Origin of the sequence: Corallococcus exercitus, assembly GCF_003611585.1 — a bacterium.
GTDB classification, from domain to species: Bacteria; Myxococcota; Myxococcia; order Myxococcales; family Myxococcaceae; genus Corallococcus; species Corallococcus exercitus.
This window is the reverse complement of sequence record NZ_RAVW01000049.1, coordinates 1-18,433: the sequence shown is the minus strand read 5'-3', so window position 1 is coordinate 18,433 and position 18,433 is coordinate 1. Positions and strand designations below refer to the sequence as shown.

General features: G+C 69.7%; 11 protein-coding genes. All 11 read right to left on the bottom strand.

Annotated features, from left to right (window positions below; translation table 11 throughout):
* Positions 1 to 34: 34 nt before the first annotated feature.
* A complete protein-coding gene (locus D7W79_RS09105) occupies positions 35 to 1,699 on the bottom strand; it encodes a M1 family aminopeptidase (protein WP_158616925.1) in 1,665 nt (554 codons plus the stop codon).
* 99 nt (positions 1,700 to 1,798) lie between these two features.
* Positions 1,799 to 6,199: a discoidin domain-containing protein gene (locus tag D7W79_RS09100; protein ID WP_244221672.1), complete on the bottom strand. Its 4,401-nt coding sequence runs from the start codon at positions 6,197 to 6,199 to the stop codon at positions 1,799 to 1,801.
* A gap of 319 nt (positions 6,200 to 6,518) precedes the next feature.
* Complete coding sequence (locus tag D7W79_RS09095; protein ID WP_120524953.1) at positions 6,519 to 7,193, bottom strand: hypothetical protein; 675 nt, start codon at positions 7,191 to 7,193, stop codon at positions 6,519 to 6,521.
* A complete protein-coding gene (locus D7W79_RS09090; RefSeq protein ID WP_171433833.1) occupies positions 7,190 to 7,744 on the bottom strand; it encodes a hypothetical protein in 555 nt (184 codons plus the stop codon). The genes D7W79_RS09095 and D7W79_RS09090 overlap by 4 nt, the downstream gene beginning before the upstream one ends.
* Positions 7,745 to 7,757: 13 nt before the next feature.
* Entirely contained in the window at positions 7,758 to 11,072 is a 3,315-nt protein-coding gene (locus D7W79_RS09085; protein WP_120524951.1) for a glycoside hydrolase family 2 TIM barrel-domain containing protein, read from the bottom strand.
* Positions 11,069 to 12,439, bottom strand: coding sequence for a GH1 family beta-glucosidase (locus tag D7W79_RS09080; RefSeq protein ID WP_120524950.1), 1,371 nt, complete (start codon positions 12,437 to 12,439; stop codon positions 11,069 to 11,071). Before D7W79_RS09080 ends, D7W79_RS09085 begins: the two co-directional genes overlap by 4 nt.
* Positions 12,420 to 13,415, bottom strand: a complete 996-nt coding sequence (locus tag D7W79_RS09075; RefSeq protein WP_120524949.1) for an ABC transporter ATP-binding protein — start codon at positions 13,413 to 13,415, stop codon at positions 12,420 to 12,422. The genes D7W79_RS09080 and D7W79_RS09075 overlap by 20 nt, the downstream gene beginning before the upstream one ends.
* Complete coding sequence (locus tag D7W79_RS09070; RefSeq protein ID WP_120524948.1) at positions 13,412 to 15,175, bottom strand: dipeptide/oligopeptide/nickel ABC transporter permease/ATP-binding protein; 1,764 nt, start codon at positions 15,173 to 15,175, stop codon at positions 13,412 to 13,414. The genes D7W79_RS09075 and D7W79_RS09070 overlap by 4 nt, the downstream gene beginning before the upstream one ends.
* On the bottom strand, positions 15,168 to 16,151 hold the full coding sequence (locus tag D7W79_RS09065; protein ID WP_120524947.1) for an ABC transporter permease: 984 nt from the start codon (positions 16,149 to 16,151) through the stop codon (positions 15,168 to 15,170). Before D7W79_RS09065 ends, D7W79_RS09070 begins: the two co-directional genes overlap by 8 nt.
* A 2-nt stretch (positions 16,152 to 16,153) precedes the next feature.
* Positions 16,154 to 17,797 (bottom strand): ABC transporter substrate-binding protein, encoded by a 1,644-nt coding sequence (locus tag D7W79_RS09060; RefSeq protein ID WP_120524946.1) that lies wholly within the window; start codon positions 17,795 to 17,797, stop codon positions 16,154 to 16,156.
* A partial coding sequence (locus D7W79_RS09055) for a glycoside hydrolase family 16 protein (protein ID WP_147441860.1) occupies positions 17,794 to 18,433 on the bottom strand: 640 nt, incomplete at its 5' end. The genes D7W79_RS09060 and D7W79_RS09055, both read right to left, overlap by 4 nt.

Here is an 18,433-nt window from a genome sequence, read left to right as displayed (position 1 = left end):
TCGCGCCTCCCAGGCTCGAGGGGCCTTCTCGTTCTCACAACCTCCAGGCGTGGGGCGCGGGCTCTCGCACCAGCCCCGGACTCCTGCGATTGACCAACCGGCCGCGCGGATCCACCACGACCTGCTGGACGGTCCACCCCGGTCCTTCCACCGTGAGCCTGGCCGTCGCGGACTCCGGCTCCAGGCCGTACGAGACGGTGACCCGCCGCCGTTCTTCCGGCGCCGCGCCCTGTAGCTCCAGCTCCACCTCGCAGGGATACACCTTCCCGGTCTGCGTCCGCTGCGTCACGGTCAGCGTCAGCGCGTCCTCCTGGCTCCACTCGACCTGGAGGTAGGGCCAGTCGGGCTCCCCTTCCCCGTCCACCCAGGTGTCGAAGTAGCGCTGGAGGCTCCTCCCCGAAGCGGTCTCGAGCGCGTGGCGCAGGTCCTCGATGCTCCGGACTCCCGGCTCCGCCAGGAACGCCTGGAGCCCCGCGAGCACCTGGGGCCGTCCCAGCAGGGACTCCAACTGCACGAGGAGAATCATCGGCCCCGTGCCGTAGATGTCATTGACGAAGGAGAGGAAGGGCGGCGCGGGCGTGTCTCGCGGACGCAGGTAGTAGGAAGACGTCCGGGCCAGCCGGTCCCAGTACGCGAGCGTCGTGGCCGCCTCGTCGCTTCGGTGCTCGTCCTCGAAGACATACGTGAGGTACTCCGCCACCGCCTCCTTCCACGGGTAGTCCTCCGCGTTCGCCAACGTCGTCCGGTCGCCCGCCCACTGGTGCACGATCTCGTGCATCAACGTGTGCAACGTCATGTTGGCGTAGGCCCTGGGAAGCAGTGGCAGGTCGTCGCGCAGGAGGATGTTGGCCGGGTGCTCCATGCCCAACCAGTCTGTGCGCCCGCTGGCCACGCGCAACTCGGGTCCGTAGGGCAGCGGCCCGAAACGGGCCGTCATCCAGACCAGGAAGTCCGCCACCGCGGCCGCGTCGATCTCCGGCCCGAGCAATCCACCCGGAGGCTCATACAGCTCCACGCGACCCGCATCCGTATCCACCAGCCGAGTGCGCTTCCACGCCGGATGCGAGGCAATCATGAACGCGGAGTACGTGGGGGCCCGCGTCCCCAGGAGCTCGCAGCGCGTATGTGTTTCATCCCGGCGGGACAGGCTCCCCGGACACAACACCACTTCGCCGGGCGCATGGGTGACGTCGAAGGTGAAGTGCGCCAGACGGCCGGGCGCGGTGTCACAGGGCCCGAAAAGGGCGCAGGACTCCAGCCATCCCAGCAGGTACGTGAAGGGACGCCCCTGTGCATCCAGCCGCCGCGAGAACCCCACCTGCGTGTACGGCGTCGTGGCTTCCGGAACACTCAACCGGCTGTCCAGCCACAACGGCCCCTTCAGCGGTGTCGCACCACAGACCTCCAGCTGCCCGTCCGTCACGCGGAAGCTCGCGGGAGGCAAGTCCCCCCACCGCACGTCCGTCACCTCCGCTGGAGCCGGCAACGAGACGCAGCCCCAAGCACCCGCATCCACGTCCAACCACAGCCGGGAGGCCGCCTGCCGAGTCGTGAGGTCGAACGCGAAGTCGTAGCGGTCCACCGTGTACGCCAGCGGGGCCCCACCCGCGTCCGGCGTTACAACGGGCGGCTCCACGGGCTCGCAGCCCAGCACGCCCAGGGCGGACCACAGCAGGGCGAAGCGTCGGAGCAGGCGCACGGCCTGGATACGGACCCGTGCGCCCGGTCGGGTCGTCCGTAAAAGAAAGAGGGGCGGCCATGGCTCCGGCCGCCCCTCCCCTCACCTCAAGCCCTCACCCTACTTCGTGAAGGTGATGGGTCCCGACGACAGCGTGGTGTTGTTCGCGCCGTCCACCGCGCGAACGCGCCACGTGTGCGTCCCCGTGGCCAGCCCGTTCAGCGTGGTCTGCTCCGTGCCCACGCCGTACACCTCGAACTCCCACAGCGAGTAGCCGTACGCCGTCGCGCGCTGCACGCCGCGCATGCGCACGTAGCGGCCCACGCCGGCCACCGTCCAGTCGTCGATGCCACCGTCGCCGGTATCCACCGTCTTCAGCGCCGTCCAGTTGGTGGAGCCGTCCAGCGACGCCTCCAGCACGTACCGGCGGCCGTACGCGGCCTCCCAGTTCAGCACGATGCGCTTGAGGGAGTAGATGGCCCCCAGGTCGACCGTGATGGAGTCGGTGTCACCCGTCGTCGCCGTGCCCACGCTCGACCAACGCGTGGTCAGGCTGCCGTCCACCGCGTCGTTCGCGCTGCCGAACTCCACGGAGCTGGCGTAGGCGTTCTTGCCCCGCGCCAGGTTCGTGCCCGCCGCCACCGGCGTGCTGCGCAGGATGGAGGGCGTGCGGTCCGTGCCGTCCACGATGAGGACGTACTCCGCCACGCCCGCGCCCACGTCCGTCGTCTGCTCCCAGATGAAGCGCGTGGACGTGCCCGGCACCGACTGCCCGGCCGACGGCGACAGCGCCGCGAAGGCCGACGGCGGCGTCGTGTCGTTCAGCGTGAAGGTGAACGTCGCGGACTGCGTCACGCCGTTCGCCCAGTTGAACGCCTTCACGAACCAGGTGTGCGTCCCGTTCGCCAGCTTCAGCCCGTCCAGCGCCGCCGACGGCGTCTTGGTGATGGCCACCGGCATCGCGCCGCCGTCCAGGAACACCTCGTAGCGCTGGATGCCCGTCTGCGGATCGCTGCTCGCCGACCAGGTGAACGCCGGACGCGTGCCCGTGATCACCAGGTTGTTCGACGGTGTCAGCAGGTTGAACGCCACCGGCGCTGTCGCGTCCGTCAGGCCGAAGCCCTGGATGCCGGAGCCGTACTGGTACAGCGGGTTGCCGTACGTAGGAGGCACCGGCTGGCCCGCCGCGATCTTCTGGCGGATGGCCGCGCGCTCCGCGTCCGTCGCGCCCAGGTCGAACGGCAGGTCCCACTTCTCCAGCTGGCCGCTCTCCACGTCCGTGCCAATCTGGCTCATGCTGCGCGGCAGCTGCCATGGCGTCTTGCCGCGCGGCAGCACGTCACCGAACAGCACGTCCGCCACCGCGTAGCCGCCCATGTCGCCGGGGCGGTAGGCCAGCATCAGCGCATTGGAGAGGGGCACCACGTTCGTCAGCACGTAGGGCCGGGGGCTGATCACCACCACCGTCGTGGGGATGCCCCGCGACTTGAAGCTGTTGATGACGCCGTACTGGTCGCCCCACTTCGCGTCGTGCGCCGGGCCAATCGGGTCGCCCGGCAGGTACGGCTTCTCCTTGTCCCACTCCGTGCCGTGCGTGAAGTAGCTCTCGCCCACCACGACGATGGCCGCGTCCGGCGTCACGCCCGCGGGGGCGTTGTCCTTGTAGACCGTGAGCCCCGCGGCCTCCGCGCGCGCCTTCACCGCCGCGTAGATGGTCGGGTCGCCGAACTCGTTGCCGTGGAAGTCCGAACGCCAGGTCACCATGCAGGACATGTCGTCCGCGCGAGGGCCCGCGATGACCAGCTTGCCGCCCGCCGGCAGCCGGATGGGCAGCGCGCCGTCGTTCTTCAGGAGCGTCATCGCCTCCTGGGACGCGCGGCGCACCGCCGCCTTGCTGTCCGCGGTGTGCCACTGGGACGTGCCCGCCGGGCCCTGCTTGTACGGGTCCTCGAAGATGCCCAGGCGGAACTTCAGGTCCAGGATGCGGCGCACGGAGTCGTTGATGCGCGCGAGCGGGACCTCGTTCTCGAAGTTGGCCATCGCGGACGGCGTCGCGCCGCCCATCACGTCCGAGCCCGCCGTGGCGGAGCGCACCCACGAACCCGACGGCAGCCAGTCCGAGCAGATGACGCCGTCGTACTTCAGCTGGTTGCGCAGGTAGTTGAGGATGCCCGGGTTGTCACCCGCGCCATAGCCCTCCGGCCCCAGGAGCCAGCTGCCCGCGTAGCCCGGCATGATGCCGCTGGTGCCCGCCTCGATGGCCGCGTGCCACGGACGCATGTGGTAGTGGATGGTCGTGCCGTCGTAGGTGATGCCCGCCTCGCCGCCGGCGCCCTGGCCCGGCCAGTGCTTCGTCGTCACCCAGATGGAGGACGGATTCACTTCCGGACCGCCCTGGAGGCCCGCGATGAGCGCGCGGGTGATGCCCGCCGCCAGGTCCGCGTCCTCGCCGTTGCCCTCCTGGATGCGCGGATAGAGGACCTTGGTGTTCACCTCCGCCAGCGGTGACAGCGTGCCGCGGCTGCCAATGGCCAGCTGCTCGCGGCGCTGGATGTCACCCATCTCGAAGATGGTGTCCAGGTCGCGCGACGCGGCCAGCGCCGGCTGCGTGGGCCAGCTCGTCTTGTAGCCGTGGATGGTGTCACCCGCGTCGATGTGCGGAATGCCCAGCCGCGTGGCCGCGGACGCCTTCTGGAACAGGGGGATGTCCGTGGGCGACAGGGGCCCCATCTGGAAGCCCGCCTCCGGGTACACCTTTGCGTCGTAGAACATCTGCAGCGCCTTCTCGCGCAGCGTCATGCGGCCCAGGAGGTCGTTCACGCGCACGGAGATGGGGTTGTGCCAGTCCTCGTACGGTTCAATCGTCCCGTTCTTGTTCAGGTCGCGCGAGCCGTTGATGACGTTCACGCCGTCCGCCTGCGTCTCCACCACCGGCAGGTACACGCTGAAGTTGCCGATGTCCGAGCGCGACGTGCTTCCGCCCGACAGCGTGGCCACGACGTACCACTTGTACGTCCAGCGGTCCGGCAGGTCCTCCGTGAAGGTGAAGGACGTGCCCGTCTGCGACGCCACCTGCGTGTAGCGGTCCAACAGGTTGCCCGCCGCCATCCAGTCGTAGTCGTTGCGGGTGAGGTTGACGTAGAGCTTGTAGTTCGTCGCGCCCGTCACCGTGGCCCACGACAGCGTGGGGCGGCGGGTCGAGGTGACCATCGTGTTGTTGGCCGGCGCGGCCAGGCGGAACGCTCCGGCCACCGGCAGCGGCGCGGGCGCCACGTACGGGTCCGGGATGATGGTGGGGTCACGAGGGTCCGTGGGGCCATTGCCCGTGGAATAGATTTCGACGTTCCAGTCCGCGCCCTGCACCGCGAGCGCCGTGACGGACTGCGCGCGCTGCTGCACGCCGTTCACGTCCACCACCGCCAGGCGGATGTCCGTGTTGGGCTGCGTGGGGGAGAACTGGTTCTTCGACAACGTCACCGTCGTGTTGGGCGGGAACGTGAGCTGGTAGGTGAAGGGCCCGGGCGGGTTGCGCACGGACGGCGTGGTGTTGCCCTCCTCCGGCACCGGCGTCACGGACAGCGGCGCGGGCGACACGTTGATCTTCGCGTACGCCAGCTCCGGGAAGTTCAGCTTGATGGTCTGGTTGGTGGTCTGCGTGGGCGGCGGCGTGGTGCCCCCGGACTGGTAGACCTCGAAGGACCACAGCGAGTAGCCGTAGCCCGTGCCGCGCTCCGTGCCGCGCATGCGGATGTAACGGTACGTGCCGGAGACCAGAATCTCCCGCCGGCCGATGGCGCCGTTGGTCACCGTGTTGAGCGTCGTCCACGTGGCGTCGTCGTTGGAGCCGTCAATCGTGTACGTCTTGCCGTACGCGCCCTCCCAGTCCAGCACCACCTTGCCCACGACCTGGGACGTGCCCAGGTCCACTCGGATCCACTGCGGGTCCACGCCCTGCGCGGAGGCCCAGCGCGTGTTGACGTCGCCGTCGAACGCGAAGCCCGGCTGCAGCCCGGCCGCGTTCGCCTCCACGCTGGACGCGGTGGCGGGCTTGTTCTTCGCCAGGTCCGCGGTGGTGGGCGGAGGCGTGCCGCCCGTCTCGTAGACGGCGAGCTCCCACAGGGAGTAGCCGTACGCCGGCAGCGCGCGCGTGACGCCCTGCATGCGGACGTAGCGGCCCGTGGTGCCGGACGGCAGGGACAGGTCGTCCACCGCGCCGTCGCCGTTGTTCACCACCAGCGCGTCGGTGAAGGTCGTGTTGTTGGTGGAGACCTGGATTCTATACGCCGTGGCGTAGGCCGCCTCCCAGGTGAGCACCACGCGCGAAATCGTGCGCGTCTGGCCCAGGTCCACGGTGATCCATTCATCCGCCGTGAAGCCGGATGCCCAGCGCGTGCCACCGTCGCCGTCCACCGCGTACTGGCCCAGGAATGGAACCTCCGCGGAGGAGGTATAGGTGGTCTTGTTCAGCGCGACGTTCGTCTGCGCGCGGGATTCGGAAGCGCCCAGGAGGGACACCACCATGAGCACCGCCGCGAAGGCCTGTAATAGCCAGACACGCGGTGCTTCATGAAGACATGGGCTTGCGCCCCTGCTTGACAATTGCGGCAAGGATTCAGACATTGGGGGAGGACTCCTTGAGTAGGGACACCGTGACGCGCGCGTTCGCACGCACCGCCAGGACGCGCGGCGGACGCAAGGGGACTGCCCGGCTGGAGTGACTGCCGCCCTGCCCTGTCGACACCGCACGCGGGGGCGTGACGGCGGCGTCAGGACAAGGCTCGGGCGTTCCGGCTGTCACACGGCGACAGCCGGCCCGCCCTCCCTGGCACTGCGTTCCTGCCTAGTTCGCGGTGAAGTACAGGTTGTCGAGCAGGAGGGACTGGCCCGTCGTTCCACCCTCGGCCGCGAAGGTGAACGGCGAGGAGACGTCGTTGAGCTTCAGGCCCGCCGCGACGTAGTCCGCCACGGGGATGGCCAGGTGGTGCCACTCACCGTCGTTCGCCCAGCCGTACTTCGAGACCGCCAACTGGAAGCCCTTTTCATTGCCTGCGCCCACGCCGTGGGACATGCCGATCTTCACGTTGGCGAAGCCAGCGTCGGACGACTTCAGGCTCACGTGAAGCGTCTTCCAGGCATCGAAGTTGTGCGTCTGCTTGATCCAGTGCACGCCCAAGCCCAGCCACGCCTTGCCGTTATAGACAATGCGGTCCGCGGACTTGCCCTCGATGTGCTCCGGGTCTGACTCCACGTAGGCGGTTTGATCGTAGAGGTAGAGTTTGGCGTCGATGTCATCGAAGACGATCGCCTCGGAGCGGCCGGCCTCGTAGAAGATGCCCACCATCAGGCGGCGCTGTCCGGCCTCGTACGGGAACGGTCCCGGAAGGAGGTCCGACGGCTGCGTCCCGCCGTCGGGGTCCAGGTTGTCCGGCAGCTCCTGACCGGTGTAGTCCGCCGGGCCCGGATCCGGGCGGCAGGCGGCGAGCAGCAGCAACAGGCCCCACACTGGCTTCTTCATGGCTTCACCGCCCGGTCCGCACCACTGGAGGTCTTCACCATCACCCAGCCTCCCGCCACCGTGCCGCCCAGCTCCACGACGCCCTTGTACGCGGGCGTCACCAGCTCATAGGCGATGGTGCCGGACGCGTCGTACGTCACCGCGTCCGGGAAGTTGTCGAGCACGGACTGGTAGGCCTTCACCGCCATCTCCCGCGTCAGCGGCAGGCTGGCCTGATCCGCCTGCCCTCGCTGGTAGATGGCGGCCAGGTTGAGGGCCACGTAGTACTGCGCTTCGCCGTACGGCCCGTTCGCCAGCACCGTGGCCCACGCGTAGTAGGCCGCCACGGGGTCCGCGCCGGACTGGATCTGCCACTTCGTCTCCGTGCCCACCCCTGACATCGCGAAGGGGTTGTTCGGGTCGTCCAGCACGGAGGTGTTCGGGTAGATGCCCATGGCCGGGTCGGTGACCGTGAGGGTCATCCCGTCCAGCGACCTGCCGTAGATGATGGTCGGGTCGTCGTAGCAGCCGGACAGCACGGCGACAGCGGCCAGCAGGAAACCAGTCCTCATGATGCGTGTTCCCTCAGAGAGAAAGGATGGCATACGCGCCCACCTCGTACTCGCGACCCTTCAGGCCCTCGGTGATGCCCCGGTCGTTGAGGCCTTCCGAGTACTCGTTCAGCATGCGAACCAGCCCGCGCAGACCGAAGCGCGTGGACACCGCGCCCAGCACCGGCTTCTTCAACCCGTAGGACAGGTCCCCGCCCAGCTGCACCGGGTAGGTGAGGTTGAAGACGCGGTGGTAGTCGTACGGACCCCAGTCGTTGAAGTGCAGCTGGGCCGCCAGCAGCAGCGTGTCGTAGAGCACCGAGCCATCCAGGCCGAAGCGGTGGATCTGCCGGTTGTCCTCGCCGGAGGACTGGTTGCTGCCCACGAAGGCCGTGCCGTACAGGCGCAGGCGCTGGCTGGGGTTGCCCACCAGGCGCAGGGACGTCTCCCACTCATCGCGGGCCACCGGCGCGCTGCCGAAGGCGATGGTGCTGCCGTCCGCGAGGATGGCGATGCCCGCGTCACGCGACGTGGGCTGGTGGCGGTAGACGATGTCCAGGCCCGCCGCGAACGGCGCGTCCTCGCGCATGTCGCGGTCCCACGACCAGAACCAGGTGCCCGGCGTCGGGTCGAAGGTGATGAGCAGCTCGCCGCCCAGCGTCTCGCGGTTGTCCAGCACGCTGAACGCGTCCGACAGCACGCTGCGCGGCCGCACGCCCGCGTAGTACTGGCCAGAGTCCGGGTCGTACGCGTCCGGGATGGTGGGGTTCGGCCCCACGAGGGGCTTCTGGTACAGGACGTTGGGCGACACCTGGATGACGCCGAACTGCAGCGCCGCGCCCAGCTGGCCCGCGTAGTGGTTGCCGCGGCCGCTCTCGCGCAGGCTCCAGCCGGTGATGATGTTGCCCTGCTCCGGCCCGCTGTCCGCGACGAGCCCGCGGATGGAGGACTGCACCAGCCAGCGCACCGCCCCCATGTCGTAGGTGAGCCGCGCCTTGGCGCCCAGCGTGTCCAGGAACTGCACCTTGTCCTGGAGCACGTCGTAGCCGCTGTTGCGGTAGCTGGCGGCGCCCGGGTCGGCGGAGCGCGTGTACGTGAACGTCTCGCCGATGCGCTGGGGCGCGGAGAGCAGGCCGCCCACGTCCAGCACCAGCTTGCCGGTGGCGTACTGGAAGTTGAGCGCCGTCCTGCGCGCGATGCGCTCGCGCACCACGGAGGCCGTGGCGGACGACGCGCCCTGCGCCAGGTCTTCCTGGTGCACCAGCGTCACGTTCACCGGGCCCACGTTGTTGCGGTACTTCGCCACCACGGAGGGGTTGGCGCCCCAGTACAGCTCCGGCCCGACGGCGATCTTCAGGCCGTCGATGGCCTTCTTGCCGCTGAACACGACGCCGAAGGGCGCGTTGCCGTGGTAGATGTCCAGGTTCGGCCCGTAGTTCGCCTCGCGGTAGAGGTTGAAGAAGTCACCCTCCTCGCCCCAGTGGTAGTGGCCGGTGCGGTAGTAGCCTTCCAGCGCGAAGTCGGAGCGGTCCACCTTGAACTCCGCCTGATACAGGGCGAAGCGATCCAGCGCGGACTGCTCGCGCGCCGGGGCGCCGGGGCCCACGGGAACCTGGCCCGCGGTGGGCGTGGAGGGCGTGCCGCGGTTCTCGTAGAACAGGTTGTTGAGCCGGTTCTGCGCCACGTTGCCCACCACGTTGAACGACGCGCGGCCATAGACGCCGCTGGCCGGCTGCAACGCCAGGTCGAAGAAGATGGACTCGGTGTGGTCCGCCGAACCCTGGTTGGGCCGCACCGTCGCGATGCTGCCGCGCGACAGCGAGCTGTCCAGGAGCAGCCGCAGGTTGGACACCCGCACCGCGCTCAGCTCCTCCGTGCGCGCCAGCGCCACCGACGACGTGTAGCCGCTGGTGAGCGCGGACGGACGGATGCCCGCGAAGTAGTCGCGGATGACGTCCGGGTTCGTGGTCGGGGCGTACGGATCCAACCGGAACGCGGCCTGGAGGACGTAGTAGGCGGTGCGCGGCTGGATGCCGCTGATGCCGTTGGAGTCCGGCGGGCCCAGGGCCGCGATGCCGAACCACTCCTCGTTCATGTTGTTCTGGCCGGGGACGAAGTCCGCCGCGTAGCCGCCGTTGGGCCACGTCGCGGTGGTGTCGTGGATGGACAGGTTGGCTTCCTGGCCATGCTTCCACCAGCCGTCCACCCACTGGAACACGAAGCCGCCCAGCGCGGTGCCAGACAGGCCCTGGCCGTAGCCCTCCAGGTAGATCTGCTCCCACTGCGTGCGCAGGTACTCGGCCTGCGCCACGTGGTCCTCGCGGCCCGCGCGGGCGTCGTAGGCGTCCGCGCCGAACTCGGAGAAGAACACCGGCTTGTTGAGCTTGGCCTTCACCTCCGCGAACAGGTCGCGCGCGGTGGGGCCGCGGTAGACGTTCGTGCCCAGCACGTCCAGGTCCTGGCAGTGCCTGGCGATGAGGTCGATGTACTGGAGGTCGCCGTTGGCGATGGACACGGGGTGGCTCGTGTCGCGCTTCTTCACCGTGCGGGCCGCCTCGCCGTAGAGCGAGTAGAGCGACTCGGCGCGAGCGGCATCCTCATGGCCCGGCAGGGCTTCGATCTCGAACGACGTCCAGTGCAGGCCGTAGTTGTTCTCGTTGCCCAGGAGCCACATGAGGACGCCGGGCACGTCCCGGTAGACCTCCACCTTCTGGGCGAGCGCGCCGAGGATGGCCTTGCGGTGCTCCGGGTTCGAGTAGTCGATGTTGACGACCATGACCCCGTTCACCGGGTGGCCATAGCGTCCCATCAGCGGGTTGAGCAGCGTGTAGATGCCGTAGTTCCGGTAGATGTACTCGACCCAGACGGGCGGGATGTCGTCGAACTGGCGGATGGCGTTGAACCCCGCGTCGCGGAGCATCCCCATCTCCTTCGCCAGCACCTGCTTGATGAAGTCCTCCGGCTGCGTCCAGAGCGAGTACCGGTAGTTCTCACCGATGGGCGTGTAGCCCCAGTTCACGCCGTGGATGGGGAAGTCCCGGCCGTCCACCTGGAGCTTGAAGCCGCGCTCGTCGTGGATGACCCGCGTCACCGTCGTGCGCTTCGCGTCCGAAGGCGCGGAGGCCGCAGGAGCCGCAGGAGTCACAGGAGCCCGCGGAGCCTGCTGCTCCACCGGAGCCTGCTGCTCCGGCGTCGCGGGCACTGGCGCGGGCGCGGCGGCGTCCACGGGGCCGGCCGAGGGCGGCTGCGCGGCGGGCGGTGATTGAACCGGAGCGCCCGCACCGGACACCTGGGCGAAAGCCTGGGTGCCGCAGAGCGCCAGACACGTCGTCAGGAAGAGCCTTTTCAAGCGGCCTTCTCCCCGTCCAGGCCGTTCTGGGCCACGACGTCGCGATAGAGATGGGCGCTGTCCTTCGGGATGCGCTGCTGGGTGGCGTAGTCCACCCACACCAGGCCGAAGCGCTTGGTGTACCCGTAGGCCCACTCGAAGTTGTCCAGCAGCGACCACGCGAAGTAACCCGCCAGCTTCACGCCCTGCGCGATGGCGTCACCGCACGCCTCCAGGTGCCCGCGCAGGTACTCCACGCGCTGCACGTCGTGCACGCGGCCGTCCGCGCTGGGAGCCGTGGAGTACGCGCAGCCGTTCTCCGTGATGTAGATGGGGCCGGGCTTGTATTCCTTCTCCAGGTGCACCAGCAGGCGCGTGAGGGAATGCGGAGCCACCTCCCAGTCCATGTCCGTCTTGTCCGGGCGCACGAACACCGTCCGCGGCGCGTTCTGCTCCTCCGGGATGCGGTTGCTGCGCAGGACGGCGCGCGAATAGAAGTTCACGCCCAGGAAGTCGGTGGGCGTGGCGATGGTCTCCAGGTCGCCGGGCTGGATGAAGTCCAGGTGCGAGGACGGGATGCGGCCCGCCTTCACGTGGTCCTCAATCACATCCTTCGGATAGCCCCGGCCGTAGAGCGGCTCCAGGAACCAGCGGTTGAAGCCGCCGTCGAAGTCGCGGGTCGCGTCCGCGTCCTCCGGGCTGGGCGACGCGGGCTCGCCCGGCGTGAGGTTGAGCGTGATGCCCACCTCCGCGTGCTTCACGTTGGAGCGCAGCACCTTCACCGCGTTGCCATGCGACACCAGCAGCGTGTGCGCCGCCGCCAGCATCTTGGACCAGTCCTTGTGGCCCGGGGCGTGCTCACCGTTGCCGTAGCCCAGGTAGCTGATGCACCAGGGCTCGTTGTGGGTAATCCACCGCTTCACGCGGTCGCCCAGCGCGCGGCTGATGACGTCCGCGTACTCCACGAAGGCGTCGCCGGTGGCGCGCGCGGGCCAGCCACCCTGGTCCTCCAGCACCTGCGGCAGGTCCCAGTGGTAGAGCGTGACGAAGGGCTCGATGCCCGCGCCCAGCAGCGAGTCCACCAGGCGCGAGTAGAAGTCCACGCCCACGCTGTTCACCCGGCCCCGTCCCTCCGGGAGGATGCGCGGCCACGCGATGGAGAAGCGGTAGGACTTCAGCCCCATCCAGCGCATCAGTTCGATGTCCTCCGGCCAGCGGCGGTAGTGCTCACAGGCCACCGAGCCGTCGGACTTGTCTTGGATCTTCCCCGGGGTGGCGGCGAAGCGGTCCCAGATGGACTCGCCACGGCCGTCCACGCGGGTGGCGCCTTCAATCTGATACGCGGAGGTGGCCACGCCCCAGAGGAAGTCAGGAGGAAACTGACGCATCGGCGGTAACTCCTTTCGGAACTTCAAGGTGGCAGCGGACGAGGTGATTCGCGGCCGGGAGGACGTCGGGAGGAGTGAGGGTGGAGCAGCGCGGCTCGGACACCGGGCAGCGCGGGGCGAAGGGGCAGCCCACGAGCGGCGGCGCCTGCGTGGTGGGGCGCACCGGCAGCGCGGCCTGGAGGAAGTCGTCCCCGTCCGGCACCGCGGACAGCAGCAGCTTCGTGTACGGGTGGCGCGGCTGGCGCAGCACCTCGTCCGCCCTGCCCGCCTCCACCACCGTGCCCGCGTAGAGCACGAGGATGCGGTCGGCCAGGTGGCGCGCGCTCGCCAGGTCGTGGGTGATGAACAGGATGCCGATGCCGCGCTCCTGCGTGAGGCCGCGCAACAGCTGCAGCACGCCCTTGCGCGTGGACACGTCCAGCATCGACGTGGGCTCGTCCGCGATGATGACCTGCGGCTCCACCGCCAGCGCGCGCGCCACCGCCACGCGCTGACGCTGGCCGCCGGACAGCTCATGCGGGTAGCGCTTCGCGAAGGCCTCCGCGGGCGTCAGGCCCACCGACTCCAGCAGCGACAGCACCTTCGCGCGCAGGCCGGACTTCGGCACCCGGCCGTGGCGCACGAGCGGCCGCTCCAGGTGGTACGCCACCGTGTGCACGGGGTTGAGGGACGCGAACGGATCCTGGAACACCATCTGCACGCGGCCCCGGTAGTCGAGCGACGCCTGCGCGCTGCCGTCCGCCAGCACGTCGCGCCCGGCGAGGCGCAGCTGCCCCGCGTCCGGCCTGTCCAGCCGGGCCAGCAGCCGCGCCAGCGTGGACTTGCCGCTGCCGGACTCGCCCACCAGCGCGACGATCTCTCCCGGCTGGAGGAAGAAGGACACGCCCTTGAGGATGGGCTTGCGCTCGCGGGAGAAGAAGCCGCCCGCCAGGTAGCTGCGGGTGAGCCCTTCCGCCTCCAGGAGGGGGGCGCTCATCGGTGACCTCCGGGGATGGCGGCGATGCGCGTGGACGGCCGGGACACGGACAGCTCCGGCGCCTGCACCGGCTGAGGCGCGGCGTCCTTCGCGGACAGGTGCGGGAACGAGGACAGGAGCAGCTGCGTGTACGGGTGGCGGGCCCCGGCGCGCAGGTTGGCGGACGTGTCCACCTCCACCAGCTTGCCGCCCTGGAGCACGCCCACGCGGTCCGACAGCGCGAGCAACAGCGGCAGGTCATGCGTGATGAAGAGCATGGCGAAGCCCAGCCGCTGCTTGAGCTCCACCATGCGCTGGAGCAGCTCCTTCTGCACCACGACGTCCAGCGCCGTGGTGGGCTCGTCCATGATGACCAGCCGGGGCTCCAGGGCCAGCGCCAGCGCGATGCCCACGCGCTGCCGCATGCCGCCGGAGAGCTGGTGCGGGTACGCCGTCACCAGGTCCGGCGACAGGCCCACCATGCCCAGCAGCTCCCGCGCGCGGGCGTAGGACGTGCCGCGCGACACGCGGCCGTGCGCCGCCAGCGTGTCGTGGAACTGCTCGCCCAGCGTGAGCACCGGGTTGAGCGCGCTCATGGCGCTCTGGAACACCATGGACACCTGACGCCAGCGGAACGCGCGCAGGGCCGGGCCCTCCAGCGCGGTGACGTCCATGCCGTTGAAGAGGATGCGCCCCTGCGTCACGCGCGCGGAGGCAGGCAGCAGGCCCAGCAGCGCGGAGCCGATGGTGGACTTGCCGCTGCCGGACTCGCCCGCCAGGCCGAACACCTCGCCGGGCGCCACGTCGAACGACACCGAGTCCACCACGCGGGAGGGGCCCTTCTCCGTCGCGTAGTCGATGCACAGGTCCTGCACGCGCAGGAGCACGCCCGGCACCGGCCGCTCCAGGTGCGGACGGGCGACGGTGCCCCCGGGCAGCGGCGCGGCCTTGTGCACGCGCAGCGCGGGGTTGGTCAGCTCGTCGATGGCGGAGCTCACCAGCGTGAGCGCGAAGCCCACGAGCGCGATGCACACGCCCGTGGGGACGAAGATCCACCAGGAGCGCGTGAGCAGCGCCGCGTCGTTGCCGGCCCAGTAGAGGTTGGTGCCCCACGTCACCGCGCTGACGTCGCCCAGGCCCAGGAACTCCAGGCCCACCTGCGCGCCCACCGCATAGAGCGTGTTCCCGATGAACGACGAGCCCAGGAGCGACGCCATGTTGGGCAGCAGCTCCCGCGACACGATGCGCGAGTGGCTCTCCCCCGTCACCACCGCCGCGGACACGAAGTCGCGCCCGCGCAGCGCCAGCGACTCCGCACGGAACACGCGCGCGTTCCAGGCCCAGCCCGCGACGGTCAGCACCGCCACCATGCGCAGCGGTCCGGACGGCAGGTACGCGCCCAGCACGATGGCCAGCGGCATGCCGGGGATGACCAGGAACACGTTGGTGGTGAGCGACAGCACGTCGTCTACGCGGCGGCCCAGGTAGCCTGCGGTGACGCCCACGAGCGCGCCCACCAGCGTGACGAGCGCGCCCACCGCGAAGCCCACCGCCAGCGTCTCGCGCGCGCCCACCACCGTCTGCGCGAGCACGTCCTGGCCCTGGCCCGTGGTGCCGAACCAGTGCGCCGCGCTGGGCGGCTGGTGCGGCCGGCCCACCAGGTCCGTGGGGTCCATCACGAAGAAGGGCCCCACCACCGCGAGCAGGAGGAAGAAAACGAGCAGGCTGCCGCCCACCGCCGCCTTCCGGTGGCGGGAGAGCCTTCGCAGGAAGTCACGCATGGGCGCGGGTCCTCGGATCCAACCAGAGGCAGATGAGGTCCACGGCGAAGTTCGCCGCGAGCACCGCCAGGGTGATGACCAGGAACAGCCCCTGCATCAGCGGGTAGTCCTGGTTGCGCACGGCGAGGATGAGCAGGTAGCCCGTGCCCGGATAGGAGAAGACGATCTCCGTGAGCAGCGAGCCCGACAGCACGAAGCCCACCGCCATGCCGAAGCTGGTGACGTTGGGCAGCAGCGCGTTGCGCGCGGCGTAGCGCAGCATCACCTGCCGGGGTGGCAGGCCGCGCGCGTGCGCCAGCCGGATGGAGTCCGTGCCCAGCGTGGCCACCATCGTGTTGCGCATGCCCAGCATCCACCCGCCCAGCGTGGCCACCACGATGGAGGACGCGGGCAGCACCGCGTGGCGGGCCACGTCCGCGGCGAACGCGAACGACAGCCCCGGCTCCATGTCGTGCCCGTACGCGTGGCGAAGCGGGAACCACCCCAGCACGAAGCCGAAGAGGTACAGCGCCAGCATGGCCAGCCAGAAGTACGGGAAGGCCCCCAGGAACGCGAGCGCGGGCGCCAGCCCCGAGTCCAGCCACCCGCCCCGGTTCCACGCGGCGAGCACGCCCAGGAAGGACCCCACCACGAAGCTGATGACGACCGCGACGCCCGCCAGGCCCACCGTCCACATCAGGCCGGTGCCAATCACTTCCGTCACTCGCGCGGGGAAGTACGCGTAGGACATGCCCAGGTCGCCCTGCACCAGGTGCTTCAGGTACGTGAAGTACTGGGCGTAGAGCGGCGCGTCCGTGAAGCCGAACGCGGCCTTCAGCGCGCCCATGGCCTCCGGGGCCACCTTGCCCTCGAAGCGCGCGAACATGGCCGCCGCCGGATCACCGGGAGCGAGGCGCGGGATGATGAAGTTGAGCGTGAGCGAGGCCCACGCGGCGATGAGGTAGAAGCCCAGTCGCCGGAGGATGTAGCGGCCCATGGTCAGCGCTCCCTCGGGGACAGCTCCGTCAGCACCAGCAGGCTGTCGGGCTCCGCGTGCGGCGCGAGCCGCGCGTAGGGGTTCTGCTCGGTGGGGAAGCCCGTGAAGCGCAAGGAGTTGGACTCGCCCCAGGATGGGTTGGGGAACAGGGGAATCGCGGGCGCGGTGGCGGAGAAGCGCTGCTGCACCTGGGACATCAGCGCGTGCTGCTCCTCGGGCGTGCCGGCGCGCTCGAAGCGCACGAGCAGCTCATCCGCCTGCGCGTCGCCCATGCGGTGCCAGTTGGCCGCGGCCACCTCACCCACCGGCCGCACGGTGCGCGGCGACAGCAGCCACTTGTAGAAGTTGTACGGCGTGGGGCCGTCCAGCGACCAGGAGATGGCCAGCTGGAACTCGCCCTTCTGCAGGCGCGTGAACCAGGTGCCGAACTCGTACGTCTTGAGCGTCACGCCGATGCCCAGCTTGCGCAGGTCGCGGCCCACCACCTGCCCTGCCCGCACCCAGTCCGACCACCCGCTCACCACCTCCAGGTCCAGCGCGAAGGGCTGCCCGTCCTTCAAGCGCCGCATCCCGTCCGCGCCGCGCGTGAGGCCCGCCTCGTCCAGGAGCCGGTTCGCCGCGGCCAGGTCGTAGCGGGTCCACGCGTCCTTCGCGACCTCCGGATCCTTCCAGCCGGTGTACGCGTCGTTGAGCGCGGTGGCGTCCGCGGGGCGGGTGTAGCCGTACATGGCCACCTCCACCAGCCGGTCGCGGTCCAGCGCCATGCTCAGCGCCTTGCGCACGCGCACGTCGTCCAGCGGCGGGCGCGTGGTGTTGGGATAGAGGAAGACGGTGCTGCCGTAGAGCGGGAACCAGCGCGCGTGGTGCGCGGGGTCGCGCGACACGAAGGTGCGGTCCACCGCCGGCACGAAGTTGCCCGCCCAGTCCACCTCCCCCTCCACGAGCGCCATGTTGGCCTGGTCGTTGGTGGGGAACGCGAGGAAGCGCAGCGCGGACACCGCGGGCTTGCCGGGCTGCCAGTAGTGCGGATTGCGGCCCAGCTCGTAGACCTGGTTGCGGAACAGCGTCACCTGGGTGAAGGGCCCGGTGGCCACCGGCTCCGGGTTGGTGAACGTCACCGGATCCGCGACGTCCTTCCAGATGTGCTGGGGCACGACGATCTGGTGCGCCAGGTCGCTGAAGCCCGGCAGGTACACGCGCGAGAAGGTGAAGGCGACGGTGCCCTTCCCTTCCGCCTTCACGTCCGTGAGGAAGCGCCACACGCCGCCCGCGTCCAGCGCCGGGTGCTGCTTGAGCAGGCCGAAGGTGAAGACGACGTCGTCCGCGCTGAAGGGCTTGCCGTCGGACCAGAGGACGCCGTCGCGCAACGTGAAGCGCAGCGTGAGCTGATCCTCCGACCACGCATGGCCGGTGGCGAGCCACGGCACCCACTTGCCCTGCGCGGAGCTGAAGATCTCCATGCACTCGTACACGCCCGCCCGGGTGGGCCAGCGCGCACCGGCGCCCGCGAACAGCGGGTTGAAGTTGCGCACCCACGCGCTCTGCTGCTCCACGGAGACGAACAGCACGCCCGGCGGCCGGGGGCGCGGCTCCGAGGAGCACGCCACCAGCAAGGCCAGCGGCAGGAGCGCGCGGGCGAACCTCACTGCGCGGCCCTTTCGTAGACGCGCACGTAGTCCACCTTCATCGTCTGCGGGAACACCGTCTTGGAGTCCGGCGGCCCCACGAACGAGCCGCCCACCGCGACGTTCAGGATGATGAAGTGCGGATGGTCGTAGACCCACTTCTTGCCGGCGGGCAGGTTCTTCGGCGTGGCCTCGAAGAAGACGGTGTCGTCCAGGATGAAGCGGATGCGCTCCGGCTCCCACTCCACCGCGTAGACGTGGAAGTCCGCGGAGAGCGGCGTGCCGGAGACGGCGTGCTCGCGGCCGATGTTCGCGCCGCCGGAGTAGCCCGGCCCGTGCAGCGAGCCCCGGACGATGGAGGGGATCTGCCCGCGGTACTCCATGATGTCGATCTCACCGCACTCCGGCCAGCCGACGGAGTCCACGTCCGCGCCCAGCATCCAGAACGCCGGCCAGATGCCGCGGCCCGTGGGCAGGTGGATGCGCGCCTCGATGCGGCCGTAGGTCTTGGTGTAGCGGTTCTTCGTCGTCAGCCGCGCGGAGGTGTAGTCGTTGCCGCCGTAGCGTTCCTTGCGCGCGGTGATGGCCAGGTGGCCTTCACCGTCTAGCGACGCGTTCTCCGCCCGCGCGGTGTCGTATTCGAACTGGCCGTTGCCC